A 17,817-nucleotide genomic window follows, 5' to 3' on the forward strand; every position below is an offset into this window, starting at 1 on the left:
CCCCTTTTCAGGCTGCGGTTCGCCGCCGCCTGAAAGCGCAGGGTTTAAAGCGCTCGCAATTGTACTGGTTACGGGGCGTTCAATTTCGGTTGGACGCCCTCTGAGTCTCACTCCGACGGGAGCTAATCCGTGAAAGACTTACTTAAGTTTCTGAAAGCGCAAACTAAGACCGAAGAGTTTGATGCGATCAAAATTGCGCTGGCTTCGCCAGACATGATCCGTTCCTGGTCTTTTGGTGAAGTGAAAAAGCCAGAAACCATTAACTACCGTACTTTTAAGCCAGAGCGCGATGGTCTGTTCTGTGCCCGTATCTTCGGGCCGGTAAAAGACTATGAGTGCCTGTGCGGCAAATACAAGCGCCTGAAACACCGTGGTGTGATTTGTGAGAAGTGCGGCGTTGAAGTGACCCAGACTAAAGTACGCCGTGAGCGTATGGGCCACATCGAACTGGCGTCGCCGACTGCGCACATCTGGTTCCTGAAGTCACTGCCATCGCGTATCGGCTTACTGCTGGATATGCCACTGCGTGACATCGAGCGCGTGCTCTACTTTGAATCTTACGTGGTAATCGAAGGTGGCATGACCAACCTCGAGAAGCGTCAGATTCTGACTGAAGAGCAGTACCTTGACGCTCTGGAAGAGTTCGGTGACGAGTTCGACGCCAAAATGGGCGCCGAAGCGATCCAGGCCCTGTTGAAAAACATGGATCTGGAGCAGGAGTGCGAGCAGCTGCGTGAAGAGCTGAACGAAACTAACTCCGAAACCAAACGTAAAAAACTGACCAAGCGCATCAAGCTGCTGGAAGCGTTCGTACAGTCTGGCAACAAGCCAGAGTGGATGATCCTGACCGTGCTGCCTGTTCTGCCACCGGATCTGCGTCCGCTGGTACCGCTGGATGGTGGCCGTTTCGCAACGTCGGATCTGAACGATCTCTATCGTCGCGTGATCAACCGTAACAACCGCCTGAAACGCCTGCTGGATCTGGCTGCGCCAGATATCATCGTGCGCAACGAAAAGCGTATGTTGCAGGAAGCGGTCGATGCACTGCTGGACAACGGTCGTCGCGGTCGTGCGATCACCGGTTCCAACAAGCGTCCGCTGAAATCGCTGGCTGACATGATCAAAGGTAAGCAGGGTCGTTTCCGTCAGAACCTGCTGGGTAAACGTGTCGACTATTCTGGTCGTTCGGTTATCACTGTAGGTCCATACCTGCGCCTGCATCAGTGCGGTCTGCCGAAGAAAATGGCACTCGAACTGTTCAAACCGTTCATTTACGGCAAGCTGGAACTGCGTGGCCTGGCCACCACCATCAAAGCCGCGAAGAAAATGGTTGAGCGCGAAGAAGCGGTTGTCTGGGATATCCTCGACGAAGTGATCCGTGAGCACCCGGTTCTGCTGAACCGTGCGCCTACGCTGCACCGTCTGGGTATTCAGGCCTTTGAACCGGTTCTGATCGAAGGTAAAGCGATCCAGCTGCACCCGCTGGTTTGTGCGGCATACAACGCCGACTTCGATGGTGACCAGATGGCTGTTCACGTACCGCTGACGCTGGAAGCCCAGCTGGAAGCACGTGCGCTGATGATGTCGACCAACAACATCCTGTCACCTGCGAACGGCGAGCCAATCATCGTTCCTTCTCAGGACGTTGTACTGGGTCTGTACTACATGACCCGTGACTGTGTTAACGCCAAAGGCGAGGGCATGGTGCTGACTGGCCCGAAAGAAGCTGAGCGTATTTATCGCGCTGGCCTCGCATCGCTGCATGCTCGCGTTAAGGTGCGTATCACCGAACACGAGAAAAATGAGCAGGATGAGTGGGTTGCTAAAACCAGCATCATCGACACCACTGTTGGCCGTGCCATCCTGTGGATGATCGTGCCAAAAGGTCTGCCTTTCTCCATCGTTAACCAGGCGCTGGGCAAAAAAGCTATCTCCAAAATGCTGAACACCTGTTACCGCATTCTGGGCCTGAAGCCGACCGTTATCTTTGCTGACCAGACCATGTACACCGGTTTCGCTTACGCAGCCCGTTCAGGCGCGTCTGTCGGCATCGACGACATGGTTATTCCAGAGAAGAAAGTGGAAATCATCACCGAAGCGGAAGCAGAAGTGGCTGAGATCCAGGAGCAGTTCCAGTCTGGTCTGGTAACCGCAGGCGAACGTTACAACAAAGTCATCGATATCTGGGCAGCAGCCAACGAACGTGTTGCCAAGGCGATGATGGAAAACCTCTCAACTGAAACCGTTATTAACCGTGACGGCGTAGAAGAGCGACAGGTTTCCTTTAACAGCATCTTTATGATGGCTGACTCCGGTGCGCGTGGTTCTGCTGCACAGATTCGTCAGCTGGCCGGTATGCGTGGTCTGATGGCGAAGCCAGATGGCTCCATCATCGAAACACCAATCACGGCGAACTTCCGTGAAGGGTTGAACGTACTCCAGTACTTCATCTCAACCCACGGTGCACGTAAAGGCCTGGCGGATACCGCACTGAAAACGGCGAACTCCGGTTATCTGACGCGTCGTCTGGTTGACGTTGCACAGGATCTGGTTGTTACCGAAGATGACTGTGGTACACACGAAGGCATCATGATGACACCTGTCATCGAAGGTGGCGACGTTAAAGAGCCACTGCGTGAACGTGTTCTGGGTCGTGTGACCGCTGAAGACGTTCTGAAGCCGGGTACTGCTGATATTCTGGTTCCACGCAACACGCTGCTCGATGAGCACTGGTGTGACGTGCTGGAACTGAACTCAGTCGATAGCCTGAAAGTCCGCTCAGTAGTAGGTTGTGAAACCGACTTTGGTGTGTGTGCGCATTGCTATGGTCGCGACCTGGCACGTGGTCACATCATCAACAAAGGTGAAGCGATCGGTGTTATCGCGGCACAGTCCATCGGTGAGCCAGGTACACAGCTGACGATGCGTACGTTCCACATCGGTGGTGCGGCATCACGTGCGGCTGCTGAATCCAGCATTCAGGTGAAGAACAAAGGTACCATCAAGCTGACCAACGCTAAGTCGGTAACGAACTCGGCAGGTAAGCTGGTGATCACCTCGCGTAACGTTGAACTGAAAATGATCGACGAATTTGGTCGTACCAAAGAGAGCTATAAAGTTCCTTATGGTTCTACCATGGCGAAAGGTGATGGTGAGCAGGTTGCAGCGGGCGAAACCGTCGCAAACTGGGATCCGCATACCATGCCAGTCATCACCGAAGTGGGCGGTTTCATTCGCTTCACGGACATGGTTGATGGCCAGACCATTACCCGTCAGACAGATGACTTAACCGGTCTTTCTTCGCTGGTGGTTCTGGACAGTGCTGAACGTACTGCGGGCGGTAAAGATCTGCGTCCTGCGCTGAAAATTGTTGATGCCAACGGCAACGACGTTCTGATCCCGGGCACCGACATGCCGGCTCAGTACTTCCTGCCTGGTAAAGCGATTGTTCAGCTGGAAGATGGCGTGAAGATCAGTGCTGGTGACACGCTGGCGCGTGTTCCGCAGGAATCTGGCGGTACCAAGGATATTACCGGTGGTCTGCCACGCGTTGCTGACCTGTTCGAAGCGCGTCGTCCGAAAGAGCCAGCTATTCTGGCGGAGATCAGCGGCATCATCTCCTTCGGTAAAGAGACTAAAGGTAAGCGTCGTCTGGTCATCACTCCGCTGGATGGCAGTGAGCCGTACGAAGAGATGATTCCGAAATGGCGTCAGCTGAACGTGTTCGAAGGTGAACGTGTTGAGCGCGGTGACGTGGTTTCCGATGGCCCAGAGTCTCCACATGACATCCTGCGCTTGCGTGGCGTGCATGCGGTGACCCGTTACATCACTAACGAAGTGCAGGAAGTTTACCGTCTGCAAGGCGTTAAGATTAACGATAAGCACATCGAAGTCATCGTTCGTCAGATGCTGCGTAAAGCAACCATCGTTAGCGCAGGAAGTGCAGACTTCCTGGAAGGTGAGCAGGCTGAATTCTCTCGCATCAAGATCTCTAACCGTGATCTGGAAGCGAACGGAAAAGTTGGCGCAACCTTCATGCGTGACCTGCTGGGTATTACCAAAGCGTCACTGGCTACCGAATCGTTCATCTCTGCAGCATCGTTCCAGGAAACCACGCGTGTCCTGACCGAAGCAGCAGTAGCAGGTAAGCGCGATGAACTGCGCGGCCTGAAAGAGAACGTAATCGTGGGTCGTCTGATCCCGGCCGGTACCGGTTATGCGTACCATCAGGATCGTATGCGCCGCAAAGCGGCAGGTGAAGTTCCGGTTGCACCGCAGGTTACTGCGGATGAAGCCTCAGCCAGCCTGGCTGAACTGTTGAACGCCGGTCTCGGCGGCAACAAAGACGATTAATCGTCCTTTACCTGATAAAAACCCTGCCTCGGCAGGGTTTTTTTTTGTCTCTGATTCAGACATTCCAGTCGTTGCGGCCAAGGCCAATGTCTTTCAGCTGACTGTCACTCAGCTTCGACAGGATGACGCGTGTCTCACGCCGTAACTGCCAGCGTTTATAACTGCGCCATAAGTAACGAACCAACTGGTAAGGCGTGCCTGAAAACGGTTTAGCTGCGCGATTCTCATCGTATCCCATGATAGTGCCCTCAGTGAATTGTCTGAGGACTATTCTCAGCGGATCGCTCTGTATGATACAGACGCAAAAATCACCTTTCTTTAACATACAGATTGCGGTAATGGCGATCTGAATGGTAAAAAAGAGGCATAACTGTACCGGTTAATGCTCAGCTACTGAGTCAGAGGAAATACAATGACGCGATATGAACATCTGGCCACGCTGCTGGCTCAGCGTATCGAACAAGGTTTATATCGCAGTGGTGAGCGCCTGCCCTCGGTACGCAGTCTGAGTGCCGAACATGGCGTCAGTATCAGCACCGTGCAGCAGGCTTATCATCTGCTGGAAGAGAAGCAGATGATTACGCCGCAGTCGCGCTCTGGCTATTTTGTGGCCTCGCGTAAGGCGACGCCCCCGATGCCTGCGCTGACCCGTCCCGCACAGCGGCCGGTTGAGGTAACGCAGTGGGATGCGGTGCTGGAGCTGATTAACAGCCGTCTGGAAGATGATGTGTTGCAGCTGGGAAGCGGTATGCCCGATCTGACCCAACCGACGCTTAAGCCGCTGTGGAAAGCCTTCAGCCGACAGGCTCAGAAGCAGGACATCGCGCTGCTCAATTATGACAACCTCTATGGTGTTCTCGCACTGCGGCAACAGGTTGCACGACTGGCGATAGATAGCGGTTGCCAGCTCACCGCCGATGACATTGTTATTACCACCGGCTGCCATGAAGCCTTATCGGTAGCCGTGCGTGCGGTCTGCGAGCCGGGCGATATCATTGCTGTTGAGTCGCCTTCGTTTCACGGGATCATGCAAACCCTGCGCGGCTTTGGCATTCGTGCCATTGAGATCCCGACTGATGCGGTAACCGGCATCAGCCTGGAAGCGCTGGAACTGGCGTTTGATCAATGGCCGATTAAAGCAGTCGTTGTTGTACCGAACTGTAATAATCCGCTGGGATTTATCATGCCTGAGCCGCGTAAGCGGGCATTGCTTGCCCTGGCGCAGCGGTTTGACGCGGCGGTCATTGAAGATGATGTTTATGGTGAGTTAGCCTGGGAATATCCGCGCCCAGCGACCATTAAAGCGCTGGATCTCGATGGCCGGGTTCTGCTGTGCAGCTCCTTTTCCAAAACGCTGGCGCCAGGTTTGCGTGTCGGCTGGGTTGCACCCGGCCGCTATCGCGACCGTGTACTGCACATGAAATATATCGTCACAGGTTCCACCGCCACACAGCCTCAGCATGCGGTCTCCGAGTTTATCCGCCAGGGCCATTATCAGCCCCATCTGCGCCGGATGCGGCAAATCTATCATCGTAACTATGAAACCTTTAGCTGCTGGGTGCGCCACTACTTTCCCTGCGGCATCTGCGTTTCCCGTCCTCAGGGCGGTTTTCTGATGTGGATAGAGCTCCCCGAAGCGTTTGATGCGGTCCGGCTCAACCGCGAATTGCGCGAGTCAAAAATTCAGATAGCCGTAGGCTCACTCTTTTCGGCCTCGGGTAAATACCGTAACTGTCTGCGCTTAAACTACGGGCTGCCGATCAACGAGCAGACTGAAAAGGCGCTGGCGCTGGTGGGTGCAGCCGTCGAACGCGCCATGCTCTCGTGCCAGCATGAAACGCAGATTTCAGCTTCAACTCTCGCATAGCGAAAAGAAGAAGCAGGGCCGGCAAGAGGAGGGAACCGGCCCTGGTCAGATAACCTTAACCTGACGGAGGCCACGTTAAGGTTTTGGATCAGAGCACGCCAGCGGCAACTTACGCTTTTGCGCACCGCTTTCCCGGCAGAAACGCTGGCGTTACTGGTTTTGCAGCCGCTATGCGGGACAGCTTCCACAAATCCTTATTGGTGAAGCTCTGCCAGCGCCAGCAAAGTACGTGTTGCTTCACGCCAGTCATCTGCCTGGGTAATCGCACTCACCACCGCAATACTCCCTACGCCGGTTGCCAGCACGTCAGGTGCCCGAGCAATCGAAATACCGCCAATTGCCACGGTGGGGATATGCGTCAGGCGCGTCAGATGCCGCTTCAGCTGCTCAATGCCCTGCGGCGCAGAAGGCATCTCTTTGGTCTGCGTCGGGAAAATATGTCCAAGCGCGATGTAAGAGGGCTGGATTGCCAGTGCGCGGTCCAGTTCAGCATCGTCATGGGTGGAGAGCCCCAGACGCAATCCTGCCTGATGAATCCGGGCAAGATCGGCGACATCGAGATCCTCCTGACCCAGATGCACGCCATAAGCCTGATGCTTTATCGCCAGCTGCCAGTAGTCATTGATAAACAGGCGCGCGTCATAGCGTTTACCCATTGCAATCGCCTGAGCGATGGCGGGCTCGGCGACCTCATCGGGCTGATCTTTGATGCGCAGCTGCAGTGTACGAACGCCCATCTTCAGCAGGCGCTCAATCCAGTCGGGGCTATCAACCACCGGATAAAGCCCCAGGCGCGGGGCGGTAGCGGGAAATGCGGGCATCGTTACTCCTCCTTAATGGCATCGGCGGGATGATAAAGCTCACCGCCGCGCCGACGAAAACGGTCTGACATTTGCGCCATGCCCACTTCAACGGGCTCGGCGTGCGTATCCTGACGTGCTGCGAACTCGCGCACCTCCTGGGAAATTTTCATCGAGCAGAACTTAGGGCCACACATCGAGCAGAAATGGGCCACTTTGCCCGACTCTTGCGGCAGGGTTTCATCATGCATAGCCCGCGCCGTATGGGGATCCAGCGCCAGATTAAACTGATCTTCCCAGCGGAACTCAAAGCGCGCTTTGGACATGGCGTTATCACGGATCTGCGCACCCGGATGGCCTTTCGCCAGATCGGCGGCATGCGCCGCGATTTTGTAGGTGATCAATCCCTGCTTCACATCCTCTTTGTTCGGCAGACCCAGATGCTCTTTGGGCGTGACGTAACACAACATGGCGCAACCAAACCAGCCAATCATGGCAGCACCGATACCGGAGGTGAAATGGTCATAGCCGGGCGCGATGTCGGTGGTCAGCGGGCCAAGGGTGTAGAAGGGGGCTTCATCGCACAGGTCGAGCTGTTCTGTCATGTTGCGGCGGATCATATGCATCGGGACGTGCCCCGGGCCTTCAATCATTACCTGAACGTCATATTCCCAGGCAATACGGGTCAGCTCGCCCAGGGTACGCAGTTCGGCAAACTGCGCCTCATCGTTGGCATCCTGAATGGAACCCGGACGAAGGCCATCGCCCAGCGACAGGGAGACATCATAGGCGGCGCAGATTTCACAAATCTCCCGGAAGTGCTGATACAGGAAGCTCTCCTGATGATGCGACAGGCACCATTTCGCCATGATAGATCCACCCCGCGATACAATTCCGGTCAGACGTTTCGCCGTCATCGGGACATAACGCAGCAGCACGCCAGCGTGGATAGTAAAGTAATCGACACCCTGTTCCGCCTGCTCAAGCAGCGTATCGCGGAATATTTCCCAGTTCAGCGCCTCGGCCACGCCATTCACTTTTTCCAGCGCCTGATAAATCGGCACTGTACCGATTGGCACCGGGCTGTTTCGCAAAATCCATTCGCGCGTTTCATGAATATAACGACCGGTAGAGAGATCCATCACCGTATCGGCACCCCAGCGAGTCGACCAGACCAGTTTTTCCACCTCTTCCTCAATAGAAGAGGTCACCGCCGAGTTACCGATGTTGGCATTGACCTTAACCAGAAAGTTGCGGCCAATGATCATCGGCTCCGACTCAGGGTGATTGATATTGGCAGGGATGATGGCACGTCCGGCAGCGACCTCCTGACGCACAAAATCGGGCGTGATACTGGCTGGCAGATGCGCGCCAAAACTGTGGCCAGGATGCTGTTGCAGCAATACCTCACTGCGGATTCGCTCACGGCCCATGTTTTCCCGCAGTGCGATAAATTCCATCTCCGGGGTGATGATCCCCTGGCGGGCATAGTGCAATTGCGTGACGCAGCAGCCTGCGCGGGCACGGCGCGGTGTCGGCAGTTGATCGAAACGCAGATGATCCAGCCCCTCGTCAGCCAGCCGCTGCTGGGTATAGCCTGAGCTGTTCTGTTCGAGAAGTTCGCTGTCGTCGCGTTCAGCAATCCAGCGGGCGCGCAGCTTTTCCAGGCCCCGATGAACATCGATCTGTGCCGCGGGATCGCCATAGGCACCCGCCGTGTCATAGACCGGTACCGCTTCGTTCTGCTCATAGAGAGGCTGTTCTTTGCTGCCGCCGATGTGAGTCGGGCTTAGCACGATTTCACGCATGGGAACGCGAATATCCTCGCGGCTGCCGGTAATCCAGATGCGGCGGGACTGGGGAAATGCACTGCCGCTTTGCAGGGAATCAATAAATTCCTGCGCCTGTGCACGCTGTTCACGACGGGTTGTTTTTTGGTCAGACATAGCAATCTTCCTGTTAAGGGGGAACGATGCTTGTCCGGAGTTCGGAAGGAGTAACCGTATAGACAGCGTAAGCATGCTGGTATACAGAGAATATTTACTCTTGTTCCCTTCGCAGGTTCTAACCTGATCAGGTTCCGCGGATCCCGAATTAACGGTCTCAGCCCAACTTGGGCACTCCGACAAGAAGCTGTTTTTACGCGGGTGTCTGATAACAGAGCCAGGCGTAAAAACCTTATATTTCAAAGCAAAAATAAAAAAGGTTCTTTGGAGCACTCTCCTCAGAACCTGTTCAGCATAAAAGGGCTACGGGATAATCTCAACCCCTTTGCCGGAGATGATGATTAAGCCGGACGCGCGATATGGCTGTCATTGGCAACCGGCGGGGGGACAAGCTGGTTGTCCCATGCCAGCTGAATCAGCTTATCTTCCAGCGTAAAGCGTGCTTCCAGCACTTCACCCACTTCGGAGAGTGCCTGCTGGAAGGTCATGCAGTTCTCGTCGTCGATCGCCTGCTGCAGGTGGCCGTCATACAGCTGCATCAGACGCTCAGTATTGGCTTCCAGCGGTGGATAGATCTGTGCGGCGGCAATCATCGGGCTGTCGCCACTCATTTCACTGATCACGCGTTCATAGATACTGAAGTGACCCGCAGAAAGATAATCGACCAGACCGTGACAGAAGTTGTCCAGAGCCTGCTCATCAAGACGCGTCAGCGCCTCTTTGTTTGGTTTAAGTCCGACCAGGTGATAATAGGTCACCAGTAGCTGACGACGGGCTTCAAGCCACGAATCGACCAGTTCATTACTGCCACCTACGCGTTCAGCCAGGACGTCTAACTGGTTAAGCATATCTAACTCCATGTGAGTTATAGTTGTTTATCTACACACTTAACATCAGGACTTCAGCGTGCGAGTTGACGCTAAGGATGACGAAATAAATGCAATGCGAAATCTCAAGCGTAGACGCTGGATGGTGGATTGTCAGCCATGAACAGAAACTTTGGTTACCACAAGGTGATTTACCCCACGGAAACGCCGAAAAATTTGGTTTGACCGGCAGTAAAGCCCGGACCATCGGTGAGTGGCAGGGCGAAAAAGTCTGGCTGATTTGTGAGCCGCGTTCTGCCGATATGTTCTCAGTACGGCAGCTGATCGATCAGGATGTGGCGCTGTTTCAGCTGGTGGGTCGCGGTGTGCAACTGGCGGAATTCTACCGTTCTCATCGCTGGTGCGGCTATTGCGGCCATGAAATGCACCAAAGCAAACATGAATTTGCCTGTCTCTGCAGCCATTGCCGCGAGCGTTACTATCCGCAGATCGCACCCTGCATCATTGTGGCTATCCGTCGCGGTGATGAAATCCTGCTGGCGAATCATGCCCGCCATCGCAACAAGGTCTACACCGTGCTGGCAGGTTTTGTGGAGGTGGGCGAGACGCTGGAGCAGGCCGTTGCCCGCGAAGTGATGGAAGAGAGCAATATCCGCGTCAAAAACGTCCGTTACGTTACCTCCCAGCCGTGGCCCTTCCCGCAATCGCTGATGACAGCCTTTATGGCGGAGTATGACAGCGGCGATCTGCAGCACGACGGTAAAGAGCTGCTGGATGCGGCCTGGTTCCGTTTTGATGAGCTGCCGTTGCTGCCACCGCCAGGCACCGTGGCGCGCCGCCTGATTGAAGATACCGTCGCCCTGTGCCGCGCCGAAGTGTGAAAGTGCTACACTACACGCCTGTTATTGAGAGAGTGTTGAGATGAGTGAACTGAAGAACGATCGTTATTTGCGTGCCCTGTTACGTCAGCCGGTTGATGTCACGCCGGTCTGGATGATGCGACAAGCCGGGCGCTATTTGCCGGAGTACAAAGCGACACGCGCCCAGGCGGGTGACTTTATGTCGCTGTGTAAAAACGCCGAGCTGGCTTGTGAAGTTACCCTGCAGCCGCTGCGCCGTTATCCGCTGGATGCCGCCATCCTCTTCAGTGACATCCTGACCATTCCGGATGCGATGGGACTGGGTCTCTACTTTGAAACCGGCGAAGGCCCGCGTTTCTCAAACCCTGTGACCTGTCGCGCTGACGTTGAGCGTTTACCGGTGCCCGATCCCGAAATGGAGCTGGGCTATGTGATGAATGCTGTCCGTACCATCCGTAAGAACCTGAACGGCGATCTGCCGCTGATTGGCTTCTCCGGCAGTCCGTGGACGCTGGCCACCTATATGGTGGAAGGCGGGAGCAGCAAGGCGTTTACCAAAATTAAGAAGATGATGTATGCCGATCCCGCTACGCTCCACGCGATGCTGGATAAGCTGGCCGACAGCGTCATCCTCTATCTCAATGCTCAGATCCGCGCCGGTGCGCAGTCCGTTATGGTGTTTGATACCTGGGGTGGCGTGCTGACCGGTCGTGATTACCGCGAATTCTCACTCCATTACATGCACAAAATTGTCGATGGCCTGCTGCGTGAAAACGACGGTCGCCGCGTGCCGGTGACGCTCTTCACCAAAGGCGGCGGACAGTGGCTGGAAGCGATGGCCGCCACCGGTTGTGACGCGCTGGGTCTCGACTGGACCACCGATATTGATGATGCACGCCGTCGCGTGGGCGACAAAGTCGCCCTGCAGGGCAACATGGATCCTTCTATGCTCTATGCGGCACCTGAGCGCATCGAACAGGAAGTGGCTGGGATCCTGGAGCGCTTTGGCTCAGGTACCGGGCATGTCTTCAATCTGGGGCATGGTATTCATCTGGATGTGCCACCGGAAAATGCGGGCGTCTTTGTTGAGGCGGTACACCGTTTATCACGTCCCTGGCATCAGGAGTAATAATGGATATTGCCGCACTTCGCGCTGAGCAGTTACAACGCGCCGCTGATGTGGTGCGAGAAGATGACTTTGATGTGCTGCCACCCCGCTTTATCGGCGGGGCGGACGTTGGATTTGAGCAGGAAGGCACTATCACCCGGGCGGCGATGGTGATACTGGAGTATCCCTCCTTAAAGCTGGTGGAGCATCGCATCGCACGCGTTGAGACCACCATGCCTTATATTCCGGGCTTTCTCTCATTCCGTGAATATCCAGCGCTGATGGCCGCCTGGCAGATGCTGGAGCAAAAGCCGGACCTGCTGTTTGTGGATGGACACGGTATTTCGCATCCACGACGACTTGGCGTCGCGTCACATTTTGGCCTGCTGGTCGATGTGCCCACCATTGGTGTCGCGAAAAGTCGCCTGTGTGGCCGTTTTGCCGATCTGGATGCGCAGCCTGGCAGTCGTCAGCCACTGATCGACAAAGGCGAGCAGATAGGCTGGGTATGGCGCAGCAAGCTGCGGTGTAATCCGCTGTTTGTCGCCACCGGCCATCGTGTCAGCCTGGATACCGCGCTGCAGTGGGTCGAAAACTGTACGCGTGGTTACCGGCTGCCGGAACCGACCCGCTGGGCCGACGCGGTTGCCTCGAACCGAACCGCTTTCCAGCGCTGGCAAAACGCGCTTTAACACTGTTTGTGCTGCGGTTTTGCAGTTACACTGCGGCCAGCGAAACGAATAAGAGCCACCTTTATGTTACAAAATCCCGTTCATCTGCGTCTGGCGAAGCTGGAAAGCTGGCAGCACCTTACTTTTATGGCCTGCCTGTGCGAGCGCATGTATCCCAACTATCGCGCGTTCTGCGAGCAGACTGAATTTGCCGATCCGGCACTCTATCGCCGTATTCTTGATCTGATCTGGGAAAACCTGACGGTCAAAGATGCGAAGATTAACTTCGACAGCCAGCTGGAAAAGCTCGAAGCCGCCATTCCGGATGGTGATGCGTTTGAGGTTTACGGCGTTTATCCGGCTATCGATGCCTGTGTGGCATTAAGCGAAGTCGTACATGCGCAGCTGAGCGGTGAAACTCTTGAGCATGCAATTGAAGTCAGCGAGACCTCAATTACCACTATCGCCATGCTGGAAATGACCCAGGCTGGACGCGAAATGACCGACGAAGAGCTGCGTGAAAACCCGGCTATCATCGATGAGTGGGACCTTCAGTGGGAGATTTTCCGCCTGCTGGCGGAGTGTGAAGAGCGCGACCTTGAATTGATTAAAGGTCTGCGATCTGACCTGCGTGAAGCGGGAATTAGCAACATCGGTATAAATTTCCAGCAGTAAGGCGATAAAACGTGACTTCAGGCCCGAATTAGCGCGCCTGGAGGCTTCACATTGGCCCCCTGTCTGGTCTACATTTGGGGGGCTGAAAATTGTGGCTATCGGTGCGTGCAGGCAGAAGAGTGCCAGAATATGGCTTTTCCCTCGCACTCGTTGCTTAGCAAGCGATAAATACACTTTAAGGATAACTTATGAACAAGACTCAACTGATTGATGTGATCGCAGAAAAAGCTGACCTGTCTAAAACCCAGGCAAAGGCAGCGCTGGAATCTACTCTGGCTGCGATCACTGAGTCTCTGAAAGATGGTGATGCTGTACAACTGGTTGGTTTTGGTACTTTTAAAGTGAACCACCGCGCTGAGCGTACCGGTCGTAACCCGCAGACTGGCAAAGAGATCAAAATCGCTGCAGCAAATGTACCGGCATTCGTGTCTGGTAAAGCGCTGAAAGACGCCGTTAAGTAAGACGTCGCACTGCGGTTAAGCTTTAAAACAGGGGGCGTTTCGCCCCTTTTGTTTAAGAGGCCAGCCATCATGACCCCGCTGTTTCAGCGTTTATCTGTTCTGTTTCTCTCCCTTTTTCTTTTCGGTTGCAGCTCTACTCCGGATATTCCCCCCTTTTCTGCCAGTGGCTATCTTGCCGATCGTGGTGTTGTTCGTATCTGGCGTAAAAACAGCGACCACCAGTCGGTCCATATCCGCACCTTCTATACGCCGTTCAGTGGCGGTGAGGGTGAAGTGACGGATTATGTCTGGCTGGAAGAGTCGTTGATCAGCATCCAGCGTCAGGTGAAGGGCAACCAGCCTGATGATGTGACCCTGCGCTTTGACCAGGCTGGCGGTCTTAACTTTATGCAGCGCCAGCTTTCAGGCCGGCGTGAAGCGGTCAGCCCGGATGCGGTTGAGCTCTATAAGTTTGATGCCGAGCGGATGCGTAACCTCAGCGATGCGCTGTTAAGCGGTCAGGTGTTCCTCAGACAGGGACACTGGCTGGGAAACAATGTGCTGGAGAGTTGCGAAGGCCAGCAGGTCAGACCCGCTTTTGACGCCGACGCCCTGCAGATGCTGACACAGCAGCAACGCCGCGCATCGACACCGCTGATGGTGTCATGGCTTGAAGCGCCGGAAGGGATACAGCTATTGCGGGTCAGTCAGCAGGATGACTGCTCACAGCAGCCGACAGAAGAAGATATGTGAATTGAAAAGGGGGCACCTGGTGCCCCCTGAACTTATTTGCGATTAATGGCGCGGTAGCCGATATCGCGGCGACAGAAGCTGCCCTGCCATGAGATTGGCTTTGTCAGCTCATAAGCCCGCTTTTGTGCCGCGGCCACATCGTCGCCCAGCGCGGTTACGCACAACACGCGGCCACCGTTTGTCAGCACCAGGTCCTCTTCCAGCCGTGTTCCGGCGTGGAATACCTTGCCGTCAGCAACTTCTTCCAGTGGCAGACCGTGAATCTGATCGCCCTGAGTGTAGTCACCCGGATAACCGCCCGCCGCCAGGACCACACCCAGCGCAGGGCGGGGATCCCATTGTGACGTTTTCTGATCCAGCTTACCGTCACAGGCGGCCAGGCAAAGATCGACCAGATCCGACTGCAGGCGCAGCATGATCGGCTGAGTCTCCGGATCGCCGAAGCGGCAGTTGAATTCGATCACTTTCGGCTGCCCGGTGTGATCGATCATCAGGCCGGCATAGAGAAAACCGGTATAGACGTTGCCTTCAGCCGCCATGCCGCGCACGGTCGGCCAGATAACCTGATCCATAACGCGCTGGTGAATCTCATCGGTGACAACCGGAGCCGGAGAGTAGGCACCCATTCCGCCGGTGTTCGGACCGGTATCGCCATCGCCCACGCGTTTGTGATCCTGGCTGGTGGCCATGGGCAGCACATGCTCGCCGTCCACCATCACGATGAAGCTGGCTTCTTCGCCATCCAGAAACTCTTCAATCACAATGCGGTGTCCGGCATCGCCAAAGGCGTTACCGGCCAGCATATCCTGAACCGCATCCTCAGCTTCCTGCAGCGTCATCGCCACAATCACGCCTTTACCTGCGGCCAGACCGTCGGCTTTGATGACGATAGGGGCGCCTTTCTCACGCAGATACGCGAGAGCGGGCTCAACCTCGGTGAAGTTCTGGTATTCCGCACTCGGGATCTGATGACGCGCCAGGAAATCCTTGGTGAAAGCTTTAGAGCCTTCCAGCTGCGCAGCAGCCTGAGTCGGACCAAAGATAGCCAGCCCGGCCCCACGGAAGGCATCCACGATGCCAATTACCAGCGGCGCTTCGGGGCCGACAATCGTCAGATCGATCTTTTCACGCCGGGCAAACTCAAGCAGGGCAGGGACATCAGTTGCACTGATCGCGACATTCTGCAGCGCAGGCTCTAATGCGGTGCCCGCATTACCCGGTGCCACAAACACGGTTTCCGCCAGCGGCGACTGGACTGCTTTCCAGGCCAGAGCATGTTCACGTCCGCCATTGCCGATTACTAAAATTTTCATCTGTTTCTCTCCAGAACGATTAATGGCGGAAGTGACGCATGTCGGTGAAGATCATGGCAATGCCGTGCTCATCAGCCGCCGCAATCACCTCTTCATCGCGGATGGAGCCGCCAGGCTGGATGACGCAGCTCACGCCTGACGCGGCTGCCGCATCAATGCCATCACGGAACGGGAAGAAGGCATCCGACGCCATGGCTGATCCTTTTACTTCCAGCCCTTCATCGGCTGCTTTAATGCCGGCAATCTTAGCGGAATAGACACGGCTCATCTGTCCGGCACCGATACCGATGGTCATGTTGTCGCGTGCATAAACAATGGCGTTAGACTTAACGAACTTCGCTACTTTCCAGCAGAACAGCGCATCACGCAGCTCCTGTTCGGTTGGCTGACGTTTACTGACGACGCGCAGCTGGCTGGCATCGACCATGCCGAGATCGCGATCCTGTACCAGCAGACCCCCGTTGACACGTTTGAAATCCAGTGCGGCAGTACGGTTTTGCCATTGGCCGCAGATCAGGACACGGACATTCTGCTTCGCGGCGGTAATTTTCAGCGCGGCCTCGGAAACCGCTGGCGCGATAATCACCTCAACAAACTGGCGGCTGATAATGGCCTGCGCAGTTGCTTCATCCAGCTCGCGGTTAAAGGCGATGATGCCGCCAAATGCGGAGGTCGGATCGGTCTGGTAAGCACGCTCATAGGCTGCCAGCAGAGAGTCACCAGTCGCTACGCCACAAGGGTTCGCATGTTTGACGATGACGCAGGCGGGTTCACTGAACTCTTTTACGCACTCCAGTGCAGCATCCGTGTCAGCAATGTTGTTATAGGAGAGCGCTTTGCCCTGAACCTGCCGGGCCGTCGCCACTGAAGCTTCAGTGATATTCTCTTCTATATAGAAGGCAGCATCCTGATGGCTGTTTTCACCGTAGCGCATATCCTGCTTCTTAATGAAGTTCAGATTCAGAGTACGCGGGAAACGGCCGGCGGGCTGATTACGATCACCGTGATAGGCGGGCACCAGGCTGCCAAAGTAGTTAGCGATCATGCTGTCATACGCGGCGGTGTGTTCGAACGCTTTGATCGCCAGATCGAAACGGGTCTCAAGCGTCAGGCCATTTTCATGGGCATCCATTTCGGCAATGATCGCTTCGTAGTCGCCGCTGCTGACCACGATTGCCACATCTTTATGGTTCTTGGCAGCAGAACGCACCATGGTCGGGCCACCGATGTCGATATTTTCCACTGCATCTTCCAGTGAACATCCTTCACGGGCGACGGTCTGTGCAAAGGGATAGAGGTTAACGACCACCATGTCGATTGGGCTGATGTCGTGCTGCGCCATAATGGCATCATCCTGGCCGCGACGACCTAAAATGCCGCCATGCACTTTGGGATGCAGGGTTTTGACGCGTCCATCCATCATTTCCGGGAAACCGGTGTAGTCAGAGACTTCTGTGACAGCCAGACCCGCATCCGCCAGCAGGCGAGCTGTTCCGCCTGTGGAGAGCAGTTCGACACCGCGACTTGAGAGCGCCTGAGCAAATTCGAGGATACCGGCTTTGTCAGAGACACTGAGCAATGCGCGGCGTACAGGACGAGTTTGTTGCATGGTGGTTTATCCCTTGGCTTTGTTTCGCGTATATAAGAGCGTTACATCAGGCTTTACAGCGGTTTTCTCTTCTCTATACAGGAAGAAAAAATCAAAAACCTCAGGTAACGCCCCGAAAAGGGGTGTCCGGAACTTCGCCCGGCATTGTAGCGAAAACGTTTGCGTGATGCTCGCCTAAATTTATCTGGCCCGACTAATGTGGATAACATTGTGTGTAACTGCGTATAACAGCCGCTTTTGCTGTGGAATGCAGCGAACGCTCTTTTTTATGCAATTTATGGGTTGCGCCTCTCAGACAACTCCCTATAATGCGCATCCATCAACACGGCACACCGGCAACGGGAAGCGGGTTGAGAGGCACAGGAGACTGCGCCGCCGGAGAAAAACTTCTGAGAAAGAGGTTGACTCTGCAGGGGGAAAGCGTAATATACGCCACCTCGCGACAGGACGCTAACGCACTGTTCGCACTGCTCTTTAACAATTTATCAGACAATCTGTGTGGGCACTCGCAGGATTGATATCAGCGTCTCCGGACGTAAAAAATATCAAGCCTCACGAGTGAACACATAATGAAATTCATTATGACGTTTTACAG

At 55.1% G+C, this 17,817-nt stretch carries 14 protein-coding genes and 1 riboswitch; of the genes, 8 read left to right on the forward strand and 6 right to left on the reverse strand.

The genetic code is table 11. From position 1 onward, the window contains the following. Positions 1 to 129 precede the first annotated feature (129 nt). Complete coding sequence (gene rpoC / locus GVJ63_RS21595; protein WP_010261049.1) at positions 130 to 4,353, forward strand: DNA-directed RNA polymerase subunit beta'; 4,224 nt, start codon at positions 130 to 132, stop codon at positions 4,351 to 4,353. A 55-nt stretch (positions 4,354 to 4,408) separates the two neighbouring features. Here the strand turns inward: rpoC and GVJ63_RS21600 are convergent, their stop codons facing one another. After that, positions 4,409 to 4,591 (reverse strand): DUF1127 domain-containing protein, encoded by a 183-nt coding sequence (locus tag GVJ63_RS21600; RefSeq protein WP_159227342.1) that lies wholly within the window; start codon positions 4,589 to 4,591, stop codon positions 4,409 to 4,411. Between the two features lie 174 nt (positions 4,592 to 4,765). Here GVJ63_RS21600 and GVJ63_RS21605 point away from each other — a divergent pair, with 174 nt between their 5' ends. Then, on the forward strand, positions 4,766 to 6,220 hold the full coding sequence (locus tag GVJ63_RS21605; protein WP_010672226.1) for a PLP-dependent aminotransferase family protein: 1,455 nt from the start codon (positions 4,766 to 4,768) through the stop codon (positions 6,218 to 6,220). A gap of 194 nt (positions 6,221 to 6,414) precedes the next feature. Here the strand turns inward: GVJ63_RS21605 and thiE are convergent, their stop codons facing one another. The 3 genes from thiE to GVJ63_RS21620 all read right to left on the reverse strand — a co-directional run bounded on the left by thiE (position 6,415) and on the right by GVJ63_RS21620 (position 9,814). Then, positions 6,415 to 7,041 carry a thiamine phosphate synthase gene (gene thiE, locus GVJ63_RS21610; RefSeq protein WP_045140883.1) on the reverse strand — a complete coding sequence of 209 codons (627 nt, stop codon included), beginning with the start codon at positions 7,039 to 7,041 and terminating at the stop codon, positions 6,415 to 6,417. A 2-nt stretch (positions 7,042 to 7,043) separates the two neighbouring features. After that, positions 7,044 to 8,966 (reverse strand): phosphomethylpyrimidine synthase ThiC, encoded by a 1,923-nt coding sequence (gene thiC / locus GVJ63_RS21615; protein ID WP_159227343.1) that lies wholly within the window; start codon positions 8,964 to 8,966, stop codon positions 7,044 to 7,046. Between the two features lie 87 nt (positions 8,967 to 9,053). Continuing rightward, positions 9,054 to 9,155, reverse strand: a riboswitch (TPP riboswitch). Between the two features lie 152 nt (positions 9,156 to 9,307). After that, the gene (locus GVJ63_RS21620; protein ID WP_010261059.1) at positions 9,308 to 9,814 is read right to left on the reverse strand and encodes an Rsd/AlgQ family anti-sigma factor; all 507 of its coding nucleotides are present in this window, start codon (positions 9,812 to 9,814) and stop codon (positions 9,308 to 9,310) included. Between the two features lie 89 nt (positions 9,815 to 9,903). Here GVJ63_RS21620 and nudC point away from each other — a divergent pair, with 89 nt between their 5' ends. The 6 genes from nudC (at position 9,904) to GVJ63_RS21650 (ending at position 14,300) form a co-directional block, all read left to right on the forward strand. Continuing rightward, complete coding sequence (nudC, locus tag GVJ63_RS21625) at positions 9,904 to 10,674, forward strand: NAD(+) diphosphatase (RefSeq protein WP_010672223.1); 771 nt, start codon at positions 9,904 to 9,906, stop codon at positions 10,672 to 10,674. Between the two features lie 40 nt (positions 10,675 to 10,714). Beyond that, positions 10,715 to 11,782 carry a uroporphyrinogen decarboxylase gene (hemE, locus tag GVJ63_RS21630; protein ID WP_010672222.1) on the forward strand — a complete coding sequence of 356 codons (1,068 nt, stop codon included), beginning with the start codon at positions 10,715 to 10,717 and terminating at the stop codon, positions 11,780 to 11,782. Between the two features lie 2 nt (positions 11,783 to 11,784). Continuing rightward, positions 11,785 to 12,453, forward strand: a complete 669-nt coding sequence (gene nfi / locus GVJ63_RS21635) for a deoxyribonuclease V (RefSeq protein WP_010261068.1) — start codon at positions 11,785 to 11,787, stop codon at positions 12,451 to 12,453. A gap of 63 nt (positions 12,454 to 12,516) precedes the next feature. Further along, a complete protein-coding gene (locus tag GVJ63_RS21640; protein WP_010261070.1) occupies positions 12,517 to 13,107 on the forward strand; it encodes a YjaG family protein in 591 nt (196 codons plus the stop codon). A gap of 188 nt (positions 13,108 to 13,295) precedes the next feature. Then, the gene (gene hupA / locus GVJ63_RS21645) at positions 13,296 to 13,568 is read left to right on the forward strand and encodes a nucleoid-associated protein HU-alpha (RefSeq protein ID WP_003850136.1); all 273 of its coding nucleotides are present in this window, start codon (positions 13,296 to 13,298) and stop codon (positions 13,566 to 13,568) included. Between the two features lie 69 nt (positions 13,569 to 13,637). Beyond that, complete coding sequence (locus tag GVJ63_RS21650; protein ID WP_039387146.1) at positions 13,638 to 14,300, forward strand: DUF1481 domain-containing protein; 663 nt, start codon at positions 13,638 to 13,640, stop codon at positions 14,298 to 14,300. A 32-nt stretch (positions 14,301 to 14,332) separates the two neighbouring features. Here GVJ63_RS21650 and purD read toward each other — a convergent pair whose 3' ends face one another. Next, a complete protein-coding gene (gene purD / locus GVJ63_RS21655) occupies positions 14,333 to 15,613 on the reverse strand; it encodes a phosphoribosylamine--glycine ligase (protein ID WP_159227344.1) in 1,281 nt (426 codons plus the stop codon). A 19-nt stretch (positions 15,614 to 15,632) separates the two neighbouring features. Then, complete coding sequence (gene purH / locus GVJ63_RS21660) at positions 15,633 to 17,222, reverse strand: bifunctional phosphoribosylaminoimidazolecarboxamide formyltransferase/IMP cyclohydrolase (protein ID WP_010261077.1); 1,590 nt, start codon at positions 17,220 to 17,222, stop codon at positions 15,633 to 15,635. Between the last annotated feature and the right edge of the window lie 595 nt (positions 17,223 to 17,817).

The organism is Pantoea sp. 18059, from assembly GCF_902706165.1.
GTDB classification, from domain to species: Bacteria; Pseudomonadota; Gammaproteobacteria; order Enterobacterales; family Enterobacteriaceae; genus Pantoea; species Pantoea agglomerans.

What these genes read in the sequence shown, in the direction of transcription:
- GVJ63_RS21600 (WP_159227342.1), bottom strand. Translation starts at nt 4,591, where the DNA reads ATGGGATACGATGAGAATCGCGCAGCTAAACCGTTTTCAGGCACGCCT.
- GVJ63_RS21605 (WP_010672226.1), top strand. Translation starts at nt 4,766, where the DNA reads ATGACGCGATATGAACATCTGGCCACGCTGCTGGCTCAGCGTATCGAA.
- thiE (WP_045140883.1), bottom strand. Translation starts at nt 7,041, where the DNA reads ATGCCCGCATTTCCCGCTACCGCCCCGCGCCTGGGGCTTTATCCGGTG.
- thiC (WP_159227343.1), bottom strand. Translation starts at nt 8,966, where the DNA reads ATGTCTGACCAAAAAACAACCCGTCGTGAACAGCGTGCACAGGCGCAG.
- GVJ63_RS21620 (WP_010261059.1), bottom strand. Translation starts at nt 9,814, where the DNA reads ATGCTTAACCAGTTAGACGTCCTGGCTGAACGCGTAGGTGGCAGTAAT.
- nudC (WP_010672223.1), top strand. Translation starts at nt 9,904, where the DNA reads ATGCAATGCGAAATCTCAAGCGTAGACGCTGGATGGTGGATTGTCAGC.
- hemE (WP_010672222.1), top strand. Translation starts at nt 10,715, where the DNA reads ATGAGTGAACTGAAGAACGATCGTTATTTGCGTGCCCTGTTACGTCAG.
- nfi (WP_010261068.1), top strand. Translation starts at nt 11,785, where the DNA reads ATGGATATTGCCGCACTTCGCGCTGAGCAGTTACAACGCGCCGCTGAT.
- GVJ63_RS21640 (WP_010261070.1), top strand. Translation starts at nt 12,517, where the DNA reads ATGTTACAAAATCCCGTTCATCTGCGTCTGGCGAAGCTGGAAAGCTGG.
- hupA (WP_003850136.1), top strand. Translation starts at nt 13,296, where the DNA reads ATGAACAAGACTCAACTGATTGATGTGATCGCAGAAAAAGCTGACCTG.
- GVJ63_RS21650 (WP_039387146.1), top strand. Translation starts at nt 13,638, where the DNA reads ATGACCCCGCTGTTTCAGCGTTTATCTGTTCTGTTTCTCTCCCTTTTT.
- purD (WP_159227344.1), bottom strand. Translation starts at nt 15,613, where the DNA reads ATGAAAATTTTAGTAATCGGCAATGGCGGACGTGAACATGCTCTGGCC.
- purH (WP_010261077.1), bottom strand. Translation starts at nt 17,222, where the DNA reads ATGCAACAAACTCGTCCTGTACGCCGCGCATTGCTCAGTGTCTCTGAC.